This window comes from Ruegeria sp. CI1 (assembly GCF_056536925.1).
The window spans coordinates 202,689-216,070 of record NZ_JBQFQP010000005.1; the positions used below are offsets into that span (position 1 = coordinate 202,689).

Genomic DNA, 13,382 nt, shown 5'->3' on the forward strand with positions numbered 1-13,382 from the left:
GATAATTGATGTATCTCGCCTATTGCTTATAGTGCCTGTAATTGCAGGAGCCTTTCATGACGCCCATCCAGGATCACCCTCTCCGCTATGTATTGGCGAACGAGTTACATGCGCGACCTTTCCCGACAACGTCGGCACCCTGCACAGTCGTTTTTCTGGCGATCAAGCAGTCCGTCGAAGCTGTGGCACGGGACAAGGCGCTTGATGTCTCCCACCTGATCAACCTGCTGGACAGGCACGGTGCGCCACATCCCCAACCGGGTGCTACACATTATGCGGGCCAGATCGGACGGTACTGGCTGAAATGGGAGCAGCACACCGAGTTCGTGACCTATACGGCCATTTCTCAGAACGTCAGCGAGCGGGCTTTCAACCCGGCGGATTTCGAGGTTTTTCCACCGGATTGGCTGATGAAAAGCCCGGGGCAGAGAGTGACGTCGGCAATGCTGCGTGTCGTTGACCATCCGGGAGGTGGAAAAATCGACGAAGCTTTGAGTGAATGGTTTGAACCTGAAAGTCTGGCCGTCTCGCGCGTGCTGGACGATGCTGCGGTGGTCGCCAGTGATTTTCGTATTGATCCGGCGGGTCACATGCGGATGGCGGTTTTCGTGTCCAAGGAATTGGGCCGTCGCAGAACAGGACGGATCATTCAGCGCCTGTGCGAGATCGAAACCTACAAGGCCATGTCGATGCTTGGCTTTGCCCGGGTCAAAAAGCTGATCCCTCGCATTGGCGAGTTGGATGGACAGTTGACGGCCTTGATGACTGAAATGACGGTCGGTGAAGCCAGCGCGGAAGAGTTGTTGCCGCAGCTCCTTTCGACATCGACCGAACTGGAAACACTGTCTGCGCGCTGTGCATTCCGCTTTGGCGCGACCGGTGCTTATGAAGCCATCGTAAATCAGAGGATCGAGATCCTGCGTGAAGAGCGCTTTGAAGGACGACAGACTTTTGCCGATTTCATGATGCGGCGCTACGACCCGGCCATCCGAACGGTCAAATCTACCGAAAGGCGACTGGAGGCCTTATCGGACCGGGCGATCCGGGCGGGTGAATTGTTGCGTACGCGTGTGGACGTGGAACGCAGCGCACAAAACCAGGCGTTGCTGGAAAGCATGGATCGGCGGGCCGATCTTACGCTGCGCCTGCAGCACACGGTCGAAGGGCTGTCGGTGGTAGCTATCAGCTACTACGCTGTCTCACTTGCCGGATATCTGCTTTATCCGCTGACTGCGGCAGGGATCAGCAAGGGGATGCTTACCTCGCTTGTCACGTTGCCGGTGGTCATTCTTGTCTGGCAGTCCGTTCGAAGGATTCGACGGAGGATCGAGCACAAACCGGCCTGACACGTTGACCTTCAAAAAAAGACGACCGCCCAATCTTGCGCGGTCGTGGCTTCGTTAAGGCGTTGTAATCAGCGTCCTCGAATACGCGGATCCAGCGCGTCGCGCAGGCCGTCGCCAAGGTAATTGACACTCAGAACAGTCAGCGAGATCGCAAGTCCGGGCCAGAACACACGCTCCGGATACTGTTGAAGATAGTCAACTCCATCGAACAACAAGCGGCCCCAAGTCGGAAAGTCGGGTGGAAAGCCCAACCCAAGGAAGGACAGGGCGCTTTCGGTGATGATCGCCGTGGCGATACCCAGCGTTGCCGAAACCATGATCGGAGACAGCACGTTGGGAAGGATATGACGCGTAATAGTTTGCCGGTTGGACGTTCCGATCGATCGTGCCGCCAGAACGAACTCCCGCTCCTTGATGGCCAGCACGTCGCCCCGCACGATCCGCGCGGTGGGCATCCACGAGGTGACGCCGATGGCGGAGACAATCAGGATAAAGATCCCGCGTTCCAACCCGAATGCGGCCGCTAGCGGCTCGCGGAACAGAAGCATCATGACCAGCAGCAGGGGCAACAGGGGCAGGGCGAGGAACAGGTCGGTCAGGCGCATCAGCGGCCCGTCCAGTCGTTTGAAGAACCCGGCGACGACCCCGATCAACGATCCCAAAAAAAGCGCCAGCAGCATCGCTGTGATGCCCACTGAAACAGAGGTCTGCCCACCCGCCATCATCCGGGCCAAGATGTCGCGGCCAAGCTGATCCGTCCCGAACGGGTGCGCAAAGCTTGGCCCTTGATTGCGTTCGCGGATGGCGGTTTTTGTGGCGTCGATATCCCAAAAGTATGGACCCAAATAAACGGCCGCGACGATTAGAATGAACAAAATCGCTCCGATCATGGCGCCCTTGTGGGTCTTGAACTGATCCCAGACTTCCCGCCATTGACTGCGCGGGGGCGTGGATATCTCTTCCATCACGTCGGACGTTGGCAATGCAGTCGAGGCAGGTGCCAGCCCCTCGTCCGGAACCAGGGTGTCTGTGCGATCCTTGTCAGTCATAGCGGATCCTCGGGTCCAGAATGCCGTAGAGAACGTCGGCGATCAGGTTGAACAGCACGATCAGCACGGCGAAGATAAAAGTGAGCGTTTGCACCATCGGCAGGTCGTTGGCCTGAATGGCGCCGATCAATAGCTGACCGATGCCGTTTACCTTGAACACCTGCTCGGTGATGATTGCGCCGCCAAAGATGGATGGAATCCCCAGCGCGATCACTGTCACCACCGGGATCATCGAGTTGCGCAGGACGTGAACCATGACTACTGTGTATTCGCTGAGGCCCTTCGCGCGGGCAGTGCGTACATAATCCTGGTTGAGATTGTCCAGCATCGAGGCGCGCATGAAACGGGACAATTGCGCGGTGATTTGCAACGCCAGCACCATCACCGGCATGATCATTTGTTTCAGCTGGACGACAAAGCTGTCCCAACTGTTGACGACGTGGGTGGTGTCATAGATCGACGGGAACCAGCCCAACTGAACCGAGAAGATCACGATCACCAGAACGCCTGAGAAGAAAGGCGGGACAGAGAAACCCACCATCGAGACAAACGTTCCCATCTGGTCAAACCAGCTGTACTGGCGGTAGGCCGAGTAGATGCCGATAGGCAGGGCAATGATGATTGCGACGATATAGGCCGTGCCGACGACCCACAGGGTTTGCGGAATGCGCTGAACCACGATGTCCATGACGGGCGAGCGGGTCTGCCACGAGATTACACGCAGGTCACCTTCGGAAAAGCTGGTGCCGAGATAGTGGTCAATCAGCACCTGCGGCTCGATCCAGAAGAACTGCACGATCCATTTCCAGAACCGGATGTGCATCGGCTGGCCGAGGCCAAGCGCCTCGCGCATCTTTTCCTTTACTTCCGGCGGAACTGTCAGGGGAACCTGCGCCATCGGGTCACCGGGGGCGAGTTCGAGGAGAAGGAAAATCACAAGACTGATGAACAAAAGCGTAGGAACGGCCAGAATCAGGCGGCGTATGGTGAAGGTCAGCATTCAGGTGCGCCTTGGTTTATTAGTCTTTTCATGAAGTCACCTGCCCAATGCCGCGCCCCGAAAAGATCGGGACGCGGTTGAGCAAGCAAGACGCTTAGGAGCCGGTCATGCGGTACCAGTCAGCCGCGTTCCACAGCTCGCTGTCCCACACGTTCAGGACCACGCCGCCCAAGGTGTTGGCATGTGCCGACAGACGGCCACGGTGAACCAGCGGGATCATGCCACCGTTCTCGACCATGATGTCGTTCAGGCGCTTGGCGATTTCCGCGCGTGCGTCCGCACCGGCCGTTTTTGTGAGCTCCGCGTGCAGTGCGTCAAACTCTTCGTTGCAGAAACGGCTGATGTTTTCACCCTGCCACTGAGATTCCGGTTTGGGCGCCTTGTCGCACAGGCCGTTGCCCAGATAGGACTGCGGGTCCGTGCCGTTGAAGGTGTTGGCGTACATTTCGACGTCGGCATAGAACTTCTGGAAGGTGTCGGGTGAACCCGGGTCGCCTCCAAAGAAGACAGAGGCGTTGATGTTGCGCAGTTCGGATTCAATACCGATCTCGGCCCACCACTCCTTGATCAGCGCCTGGAAGTCTTGTCGGACGGCGTTGGTCGAGGTCTGGTAGACGATTTTCAGCGGAACACCGTCTTTTTCACGGACGCCATCGCCATCGGAATCAACGATACCTGCGTCATCCAGCAGTTTCTTCGCGCCTTCGATGTCCTGCGTGTCACAGGTGAAGGTGTCTGAATTCACGGCCGCCGGGGCCGGAACCCAGTTACAGGTTACCTGACCGGCTTTGCCATATCCGATTTCCACCAGCAGCGGGCGGTCGATAGCCAACGACATTGCCTTGTAAACCGCAGGATCCTGAAGGAACGGATGTGGATGCTTGGCGGTCGAGCGTTCGCCTTCGGGCAGGTCAGGCGACGGGTTGGTCTGGTTCAACATGATGCGTTCGACCAGCGGGCCGAAGCCAGCAACCGGAACGCCTTTGCCACCTGCTTCCATCTGCGCAATTACTTCCGGTGCAAGCTGTAGGTTCCAGGCATAGTCGAATTCGCCGGTTTCCATCACTGCGCGTCCTGCAGCAGTTGCGTCACCGCCGCCCTTGAAGGTCAGTGTCGCAAACGCAGGCTTGTTCGGATCACGGTAGTTCGGGTTGGCCGACATGGTGATCACGTCGTTCGGTTTGAACTCATCCACGACAAATGGGCCGGTGCCAATCGGGCCGAAGTTCTGCTCGGTGCATTCCGGAGCCTTTGCGCCCATGCAGTTTTCGAATTGGGCTTTCTGAATGATCGGGCTTTCGCCTCCCACGAACGGGCCGTACGGGAACGGGGTGGCTTCGCCAAAGGTGACTTTGACGGTCATGTCGTCCAGTGCCTCAACCGAGGTCACGCCTTCGAACTTTGTCAACTGCGCACAGCCGCCTTCGGGGTGCATGCAATAGTCGGCGGTGAACTTGACGTCATGAGCAGTGAAAGGTGTGCCGTCCGACCACAGGATGCCCGGGGCGATTTTCCAGGTGATCGAGGTCAGGTCCTCGCTGACACCGCCATTGTCGACGGTCGGAATCTCGGCTGCCAGATAGGGCACCATTTCGCCGTTTTCGTTGTAGCGCGCGAGGGGTTCGATCACCAGTGACGAGGATTCGACGTCCTTCGTGCCGCCCGAAAGGAATGGGTTTAGGATCGACGGGGCTTGCCAATAAATGATGCTGACATTGCCATCCGATCCGCGCTCGGCAAAGGCTGTTTGGGCCAGCGCCGTGCTTGCAATCGCACCAAGTAAAAGGGCTTTGGTTTTCATTCTACACTCCATGTTGGACACGAACGTGTCTCGATTATCTCCGCATTGCCTGCGGGTTTGGCGTTGCCGTATGTCGGGTAAGTTGTTGAAAACTAATGTAACGTTTTTTACGCTGCGCCGTTTTCGTTCTCTCCCCAGGAACGGTTACGAGACGTATCGAAACAGAGTTTTTAAAAAATGCAAGCCTTGCCGTTGGGAAAGTTTCCAATGGGTTTGACTTTTACCGGCCCCCGGACATAGCGTTTGACACACAACACATAAGGGTGACCAAGGGGAGCGCACTCGTGCTGGATCAGCCCATTGCACAGATCAAGAAACTTCGTGTCGAGTTTCAAACCAAGGACGGCCCGGTGGTGGGCGTGGAAGATGTCTCGTTTGAGGTGCATCCCGGGGAAACCGTTTGTATCGTTGGCGAATCCGGTTCGGGCAAATCCGTATCATCTCTGTCTCTGATGCGGTTGGTCGAGTTCGGGGGCGGTGAAATCGCGGGTGGCCAGTTGCTGTTCGACCGGCGCGACGGCGAAGAGTTCGATTTGTCGAAAGCCGACCAGGATTTGATGAAACAGATTCGCGGCAACGAGATCGGAATGATATTTCAGGAGCCGATGACGGCGCTGAATCCGGTTTTCACGGTAGAACGACAATTGACCGAAGGGCTTCGGATTCACAGAAACATGTCCAAGGCGCAGGCCGAGGAGCGGGCGCTGGAACTGCTGCGGCAGGTGCGCATCCCGGAACCTGAGCGGCGGTTGAAGCAATATCCACACGAGTTGTCGGGCGGCATGCGTCAGCGGGTGGTCATCGCAATGGCGATGGCCTGTGAGCCGCGTCTGCTGATTGCGGACGAGCCGACAACGGCGTTGGACGTGACCATTCAGGCCGAAATCCTGGCGCTGATGGACCGGCTGAAGCGCGAGACCGGGACGGCGGTGATGTTCATCACGCACGACATGGCGGTCGTGGCGCAGATGGCGGACCGAGTCGTGGTCATGTATCGAGGCAACAAGGTCGAAGAGGGCACGGTTAGCGAGATCTTTGAAAACCCTCGGCACGACTACACCAAGGCATTGCTGGCCGCGGTTCCAAAGCTGGGCGAAATGCGTGGGAAATCAGCGCCCGAGCCGATGAAACTGATGGGGGTTGAAAACCAAAACATTGCGCCCATTCCCGGCACCGAAGAGGTGCTGTTGAGTGTCAAAGGCCTGACCACCCGATTCCCCGTAAAAGGCGGGCTGCTCCGCCGCACCGTGGCCAATGTACACGCAGTTGAGGATGTGTCTTTCAACTTGAACCGGGGCCAAACGCTCAGCCTAGTGGGCGAGTCCGGTTGCGGAAAGTCTTCGGCGGGGCGATCGATTCTGCGCCTGGTCGAGCCGATGACAGGCGAGATCAGTCTCGATGGTGTCGACATCATGAAACTTGACCAGACCGGTCTGCGCAAGGCGCGTCTGGACATGCAGATGATCTTTCAGGATCCGTTCGCCTCGCTCAATCCGCAGATGCAACTTGTGGACCAGGTGGCTGAGCCGTTGCGCAACTACAATGTGGCGACTGGCTCGGAGTTGCATGATCGGGTCGCCAACCTGTTCGACCGCGTTCAACTGCCCCGTAGCTTCATGCGCCGCTTCCCGCACGAGATGTCGGGTGGCCAACGACAACGTATCGCCATCGCACGGGCGCTGGCTTTGAACCCCAAGCTGATCATAGCGGATGAGGCCGTATCGGCGTTGGACGTGTCGGTACAGGCACAGGTTCTGAACCTGATGATGGAACTGCAGGCCGAGCTTGGGCTCAGCTATCTGTTCATCAGCCATGACATGGCGGTTGTGGAACGCGTTAGCCATCATGTCGGTGTCATGTACCTTGGCCGTATCGTCGAGCTGGGGCCGCGGTCCCGCGTATTCGAGAACCCGCAGCATCCTTATACTCAGGCCTTGATGAAGGCGGTTCCGATTGCCGATCCCAATAGGCGAAAATCTGAAAAAGACCTGAACTTCAAACCGATCCCGTCGCCAATTCATCCTATCGGATACAAGCCGGAACCGTCGCAATACCGCGAGGTAGAACCGGGGCATTTTATCCTGACAACTGACAGCGGATACTAGCCATATGCCCACACGTCTGTCGCCGTTGGAGATCATGACCAAACTGATCTCGTTTCCAACAGTGAGTCGTGATACCAACCTGCCTTTGGTCGATTGGATCGCAGACTATCTTTACAGCCACGGGATCGAGGCTCATCGCTGGCCGGATCCCGGACAACCACACAAATCGGCGCTGTTTGCGCATGTAGGGCCGTGGGAAGAGGGGGCCGTTGTTCTGTCCGGTCATACTGATGTGGTGCCGGTCGATGGCCAGCCCTGGGATAGCGATCCTTTCACAGTAACCGAGCGTGACGGCAAGTATTTCGGGCGCGGCACATGCGACATGAAGGGGTTCGACGCGCTTGCGATCTGGGCGATGGTCGAAGCAAAGTACCGCAACGTGACCCGCCCGCTGCAATTGGCTCTGAGTTTTGATGAAGAGGTCGGCTGTACTGGTGCGCCTCCAATGATCGCCGAGATGCAAAGGGTGCTGCCAAAGGGCAGCGCCGTGATTGTGGGTGAACCGTCGATGATGCAGGCCGTGACCGGGCACAAGGGCAGCTTTGGATATGACACGCATGTCGTCGGGTTCGAGGTGCACAGTTCGATCATGCATACTGGCGTCAACGCAATCATGTCTGCAGCGCCGTTGATCGACTGGGCGAATGCCCGCAATGCCGAAAACATGGCTGCAGAGCCGTCTGAAGTGGCGGCACTGTTCGATCCGCCATGGACGACTTGTCATGTAGGCATGATCGAAGGTGGAACGGCGCATAACATCACCGCCAAGGATTGCCGCTTTATGATGGATTTCCGAGTGGTGCCGGGGGAAGATGCAGGCATGTGGCGTGATGCCTATCTGGAACAGGTGCGTCGCACCGAGGCCAGCATGCAGGCTGTTCATCCGGAAGCGTGTATCGAGATTTCCGAGAACTTTGCCGTTCCCGCGCTTTTGCCCGAAGAGGATGGTGAGGCCGAAACGCTGGTGCGTGCCCTCACTGGTGACAACGCCCGCCATGTCGTAAGCTATGGCACCGAAGCGGGTCAGTTTCAGGAGGCGGGGTACTCGGCGGTCATCTGTGGTCCCGGCGACATCGCGCAGGCACATCAACCCAACGAATACATTACCGTGGCACAATTCAGCGCGGGACATACATTCATGGAGCGTTTGCTGGACAGGCTGACGGCCTGACCGGGCCAGCGACCAAAAGGGGAGAGTTGGAAATGCCGATAAAGAACCGGCTCGCAGAAATGCATCAGGAAATCACTGAATGGCGGCGTCACCTGCACGCTCATCCGGAACTCATGTACGATGTGCACAAGACTGCAGCATTTGTGGTGGAGCGACTGAAAGAGATCGGTGTCGACGACATCACGACCGGTATCGGTCAGACGGGTGTCGTTGCGGTAATCAAGGGCAAATCTGACACCAAGGGCCGTGTGATCGGGCTGCGGGCAGACATGGATGCCTTGCCAATCGAAGAGGCAACTGGGGTCGACTATGCCTCGACCGTGCCCGGCAAGATGCATGCCTGTGGGCATGATGGGCATACGTCGATGCTGCTAGGGGCCGCGAAATATCTGGCTGAGACGCGGCACTTCGATGGGACAGTGGTGCTGATTTTCCAACCGGCGGAAGAAGGAGGGGCGGGCGGGCTTGCGATGTGCCAGGACGGTCTTATGGATCGCTGGGGCATTCAGGAGGTTTATGGAATGCACAACATGCCGGGGCTGCCGGTAGGGGAGTTTGCCATACGCCCCGGCGCGCTTCTGGCGTCGTCCGATGAGTTTGAGATCGTCGTGACCGGCAAGGGTGGCCACGCCGCGGCTCCGCATGATGCCGTAGATACGACATTGGTCGCCGCGCAGACCGTGGTGTCCCTTCAGTCGGTCGTTTCCCGAACGGTCAATCCGATCAAGAGCGTGGTGCTGACCGTAGGCACATTCCAAACCGACAGCGTGGCATCCAACGTCATCGCGCATACCGCCCGGCTTCAAGGAACGGTTCGGACGCTCGATCCAGAATACCGTGCGATTGCGGAAGAACGTGTTCGTCGGATCGCCGAAGATACCGCCTCGGCTTTTGGCGCCAAAGCCGAGGTGACGTGGACACCCGGCTACCCCGTCACGATGAATACCCAAGCCGAAACGGGGTTTGCCGCAGAGGCCGCAAAGGCGGTGGCAGGTAAGATAAACGACGAAACCGATCCGATCATGCCGTCAGAAGATTTTGCCTACATGCTTGAAGAACGCCCTGGGGCCTACATCTTCATTGGGAACGGGGATACGGCCATGTGTCATCACCCGGCCTATAATTTTGATGATGACGCCATTCCAGCCGGCTGCAGCTGGTTTGCAGAGTTGGTGGAACGACGAATGCCTGTGGCGTGAAAAGGGGGGGAATGGCATGCCGATCAAGAACCGGCTCGCTGAAATGCATGACGAGATCACGGCCTGGCGGCGTGACATTCATGAAAACCCTGAAATTCTTTACGACACGCACCGCACCAGTGCGCTGGTGGCCGACAAGCTGAAGGAGTTCGGTTGTGATGAGGTGGTGACTGGTATTGGCCGCACAGGTGTAGTCGGCGTTATTAGGGGAAAGACGGATACAAAGGGGCGTTCAATCGGATTGCGGGCCGATATGGATGCGCTCCCGATGGATGAGCTGACTGGGCTGGACTACACCTCGAAAACACCGGGTGCCATGCACGCCTGCGGTCATGATGGCCATACAGCGATGGTTTTGGGGGCAGCGAAATATCTGGCGGAAACCCGTAACTTCGATGGCACAGCCGTTGTGATTTTCCAACCTGCCGAAGAGGGCGGCAACGGGGCCGAGGCGATGGTCAAAGACGGCTTGATGGACCGGTTCGGCATTCAGGAAGTCTATGCCATGCACAACATGCCGGGTCTGAAGACAGGTCAGTTTGCCATCCGTTCCGGGCCTTTGCTGGCGGCGGCGGACGAGTTTGACATTCAATTGACCGGGCGCGGTGGCCACGCGGCCAAGCCGCATGACACGGTAGACACCACGGTTATGCTGGCTCAGGTCATCATTGCGCTGCAAACGGTGGTATCGCGGAACGTGGATCCGACATTACAAGCTGTCCTGTCGGTGACTTCGGTGGAAACCTCGTCCAACGCCTTTAACGTGATTCCGCAATCCGCCAGGTTGCGCGGCACTGTCCGAACCCATTCGAATGATGCGCGTGTATTGATCGAAAACCGTCTGAAGGAGGTTGTTGCCGGGACCGTTGCAGCGTTCGGAGGAGCAGCCGATATTCGCTACAGCCACGGAGTTCCGGTTACGATCAACGCCGAAGAGCAGACCGGCTTTGCCACCGAAGCTGCGGTTGTGGTCGGCGGCAGCTGCGTCGAGGCGCCGATGGTGATGGGGGGTGAGGACTTCTCATTCATGCTGCAGGAACGGCCCGGTGCGTTCATCGTTCTGGGAAATGGTGACAGCGCCGGATTGCACCACCCGGAATACGATTTCAACGACGAGATCATTCCGCTTGGGTGCTCGTGGTTTGCTGAAATGGTCGAACGCCGGATGCCGGCGGCCTGAGAAACTCAAGGAGTACACAGATATGCCAGTGAAAAACCGATTTGCGGAGCTGCAGGAGGAAATCTCTGCATGGCGGCGCGACATCCACGAGAACCCGGAAATCTTGTTCGAAACGCATCGCACCAGCGCATTGGTGGCGGAAAAGCTGAAAGAATTCGGGTGTGACGATGTGGTCACGGGTATTGGCCGCACCGGCGTTGTCGGCGTTATCAAAGGCAAGAGTGACAGCAAGGGCAAGGTGATCGGTCTGCGCGCCGATATGGACGCTTTGCCAATTCACGAGGCGACAGGGCTGGACTATGCCTCCAAGACGCCGGGTGCGATGCATGCCTGCGGTCATGACGGCCATACCGCGATGTTGCTGGGGGCTGCCAAGTATTTGTCCGAAACCCGTAATTTCGACGGTACAGTCGTTGTGATCTTTCAGCCCGCTGAGGAGGGTGGCGGCGGCGGTCGCGAGATGTGTGAAGACGGCATGATGGATCGCTGGAATATTCAGGAAGTCTATGGGATGCATAATTGGCCGGGTAAGCCGGTCGGCAGTTTCGCGATCCGGCCCGGCGCGTTTTTTGCGGCAACCGACCAATTCGACATCACCTTTGAAGGCAGAGGCGGCCACGCCGCCAAACCGCATGAGACGGTGGACACCACTGTGATGACAGCGCAGGCGGTACTGGCGCTGCAGACCATCGCCTCGCGCAATGCCGACCCCATCGATCAGGTGGTGGTATCGGTTACATCGTTTGAGACATCTTCCAAGGCATTCAACGTGATCCCGCAGAAAGTGCAGATCAAAGGCACCGTGCGCACCATGAGCAAAAAAATGCGCGATCTGGCCGAAAAACGGATCAAGGAAATCTGCACCGGCGTTGCGGCGACCTTTGACGGTACGGCGGACGTAACGTACATCCGCGGGTATCCGGTTATGGTCAACAGCGATGAGCAGACAGGCTTTGCCGCCGAAGTGGCACGCGCGGTGTCCGGCGATTGCGAGGAAGCGCCTCTGGTGATGGGGGGCGAGGATTTCGCCTTCATGCTCGAAGAACGACCGGGTGCCTATATCCTTGTCGGCAATGGCGATACGGCAATGGTGCATCACCCGGAATATAATTTCAACGACGAGGCAATCCCTGCCGGGTGCAGCTGGTGGGCCGAGATTGTCGAAAAACGCATGCCAGCGGCGTGATCCGCCATGGGCGCGGGCGAACAACTCTCGTGCCCTGACGATCTTTCAAGCCGGATCAAGCTGAGTGCATAATGTATCAATGACGGCGTCCAATGCCTGTTTTTGATCGGACACGCAGCTTTGCGCAGCCTCTCGGGCTGCTTTCAGTGCAGGTTCGTCGGACAACCATCGCGTGATGGCTTTTATCAGATCCCGAGCAGCGCGCACTTCGATTGCACCGCCATTCCTGATCAACGGTTTGTACGTTTCCGCAAAGTTGAAATAGCCCGGCCCGGTAATTATCGCCGCCCCGGCCTGAGCCGGCTCGAACGGGTTGTGTCCGCCGATCTCCTTCAGGGAGCCACCCAAAAAAACCAAGGGGCAGAGGGAGTACCAAGTCCCGGTTTCACCCAGCGTATCTGCCATATAGACCTGTGTTTGCGACGTGATGAGGTCCTTCGACGTTCGTCGCGCCATTTGAAGCCCGGCTTTAGAGATGAGGCTTGCGACCTCGTCCCCCCGTTCGGGATGGCGTGGGATAAGCAGCAGCAGGAGGTTGGGCCAGTTTTTTAACAGTTCAGTGTGGGCCGCGAGAACGGTTTCTTCTTCGCCAGCGTGTGTAGAGCTTGCAACCCAGATCGGGCGTTCACCAATTTGCGCCCGAATTTCGTCTCGGGTATTGTTATCGATCGGTAAAGGATCAGACATCGCCTTGAGGTTGGTTCCGGGCTGCACACGGGCGGCTTCGGCCCCCATTTCGATTAGATTTACGGCCGTCTTTTCGTTTTGGGTAAGAAACAGCTGGAACTGATCCAGTATGAACCGAGCAGTATCAGGGCGCTTCTTCCAACCCTGCACCGATTTCTCGGATAGTCGTGCGTTCAGCAGGGCCAATGGGATGCCGCGTGAAGAGCTTTCCACCACCAACCGCGGCCAGATTTCGCTTTCCACGAATATCCCGGCATCTGGTTTCCAATGTGCGAGAAACCTGCGCACGGACCCTGGTGTGTCAAGCGGCGGATACTGGTGGCGGGTACGGGGAGGTATGCGTTTTTCGATCAAAGCGGCCGAGGTGGGGGTGCCGGAGGTGATCAAAAACTCTGCGCGGGGCAGGCGTAGACCCAAACGTTTGATCAGGCCGAGAACAGAAAGGCTTTCTCCGACGCTGGCCGCATGAAACCAGATCAACTGGCCATCGGGCCTGGGCTGGCTTGCGTGGCCCAGACGTTCCCGTTGTCGGATCCTGGAAACACCGGCACGGTCCAGCTTGCGGCGAACCGCCAACCACGCAATTGGAGCCAACAGAGCAGTTGCGCCGCAATATGCCGCATAGAGCAACGTGGCCTTGCCTGAATTGCCAGACACC

At 57.8% G+C, this 13,382-nt stretch carries 10 protein-coding genes; 6 read left to right on the forward strand and 4 right to left on the reverse strand.

Going from position 1 to position 13,382, the window contains the following annotated elements; genetic code table 11:
* Positions 1-56: 56 nt before the first annotated feature.
* Complete coding sequence (locus ACR0LZ_RS07970) at positions 57-1,346, forward strand: DUF3422 family protein (protein WP_480749259.1); 1,290 nt, start codon at positions 57-59, stop codon at positions 1,344-1,346.
* Positions 1,347-1,414: 68 nt separating this feature from the next.
* Here the strand turns inward: ACR0LZ_RS07970 and ACR0LZ_RS07975 are convergent, their stop codons facing one another.
* From ACR0LZ_RS07975 to ACR0LZ_RS07985, 3 genes are all read right to left on the reverse strand, one after another.
* Positions 1,415-2,395 (reverse strand): ABC transporter permease, encoded by a 981-nt coding sequence (locus tag ACR0LZ_RS07975; protein WP_480749260.1) that lies wholly within the window; start codon positions 2,393-2,395, stop codon positions 1,415-1,417.
* Positions 2,388-3,395: an ABC transporter permease gene (locus ACR0LZ_RS07980; protein ID WP_480749261.1), complete on the reverse strand. Its 1,008-nt coding sequence runs from the start codon at positions 3,393-3,395 to the stop codon at positions 2,388-2,390. The genes ACR0LZ_RS07975 and ACR0LZ_RS07980 overlap by 8 nt, the downstream gene beginning before the upstream one ends.
* A 94-nt stretch (positions 3,396-3,489) precedes the next feature.
* Positions 3,490-5,196, reverse strand: coding sequence for a peptide ABC transporter substrate-binding protein (locus ACR0LZ_RS07985; protein WP_480749262.1), 1,707 nt, complete (start codon positions 5,194-5,196; stop codon positions 3,490-3,492).
* Positions 5,197-5,480: 284 nt separating this feature from the next.
* Between ACR0LZ_RS07985 and ACR0LZ_RS07990 the strand changes: the two genes are divergently transcribed.
* Genes ACR0LZ_RS07990 through ACR0LZ_RS08010 form a run of 5 tightly spaced genes read left to right on the forward strand, consistent with a single transcriptional unit; the run spans position 5,481 to position 12,037 of the window.
* On the forward strand, positions 5,481-7,301 hold the full coding sequence (locus ACR0LZ_RS07990) for an ABC transporter ATP-binding protein (protein ID WP_480749263.1): 1,821 nt from the start codon (positions 5,481-5,483) through the stop codon (positions 7,299-7,301).
* A 4-nt stretch (positions 7,302-7,305) separates the two neighbouring features.
* A complete protein-coding gene (argE, locus tag ACR0LZ_RS07995) occupies positions 7,306-8,472 on the forward strand; it encodes an acetylornithine deacetylase (protein WP_480749264.1) in 1,167 nt (388 codons plus the stop codon).
* A 32-nt stretch (positions 8,473-8,504) separates the two neighbouring features.
* Positions 8,505-9,671 carry a M20 aminoacylase family protein gene (locus ACR0LZ_RS08000; RefSeq protein ID WP_480749265.1) on the forward strand — a complete coding sequence of 389 codons (1,167 nt, stop codon included), beginning with the start codon at positions 8,505-8,507 and terminating at the stop codon, positions 9,669-9,671.
* Positions 9,672-9,687: 16 nt separating this feature from the next.
* Positions 9,688-10,851 (forward strand): M20 aminoacylase family protein, encoded by a 1,164-nt coding sequence (locus ACR0LZ_RS08005; protein WP_480749266.1) that lies wholly within the window; start codon positions 9,688-9,690, stop codon positions 10,849-10,851.
* Positions 10,852-10,873: 22 nt separating this feature from the next.
* Positions 10,874-12,037: a M20 aminoacylase family protein gene (locus ACR0LZ_RS08010; protein ID WP_480749267.1), complete on the forward strand. Its 1,164-nt coding sequence runs from the start codon at positions 10,874-10,876 to the stop codon at positions 12,035-12,037.
* Between the two features lie 45 nt (positions 12,038-12,082).
* Here ACR0LZ_RS08010 and ACR0LZ_RS08015 read toward each other — a convergent pair whose 3' ends face one another.
* Positions 12,083-13,381 (reverse strand): 3-deoxy-D-manno-octulosonic acid transferase, encoded by a 1,299-nt coding sequence (locus ACR0LZ_RS08015; protein ID WP_480749268.1) that lies wholly within the window; start codon positions 13,379-13,381, stop codon positions 12,083-12,085.
* Position 13,382: the final 1 nt, after the last annotated feature.

Coding starts and splice junctions, on each gene's coding strand:
- ACR0LZ_RS08005 (WP_480749266.1), top strand. CDS start 9,688: ATGCCGATCAAGAACCGGCTCGCTGAAATGCATGACGAGATCACGGCC.
- ACR0LZ_RS08000 (WP_480749265.1), top strand. CDS start 8,505: ATGCCGATAAAGAACCGGCTCGCAGAAATGCATCAGGAAATCACTGAA.
- ACR0LZ_RS07985 (WP_480749262.1), bottom strand. CDS start 5,196: ATGAAAACCAAAGCCCTTTTACTTGGTGCGATTGCAAGCACGGCGCTG.
- ACR0LZ_RS08010 (WP_480749267.1), top strand. CDS start 10,874: ATGCCAGTGAAAAACCGATTTGCGGAGCTGCAGGAGGAAATCTCTGCA.
- ACR0LZ_RS07980 (WP_480749261.1), bottom strand. CDS start 3,395: ATGCTGACCTTCACCATACGCCGCCTGATTCTGGCCGTTCCTACGCTT.
- argE (WP_480749264.1), top strand. CDS start 7,306: ATGCCCACACGTCTGTCGCCGTTGGAGATCATGACCAAACTGATCTCG.
- ACR0LZ_RS07970 (WP_480749259.1), top strand. CDS start 57: ATGACGCCCATCCAGGATCACCCTCTCCGCTATGTATTGGCGAACGAG.
- ACR0LZ_RS07975 (WP_480749260.1), bottom strand. CDS start 2,395: ATGACTGACAAGGATCGCACAGACACCCTGGTTCCGGACGAGGGGCTG.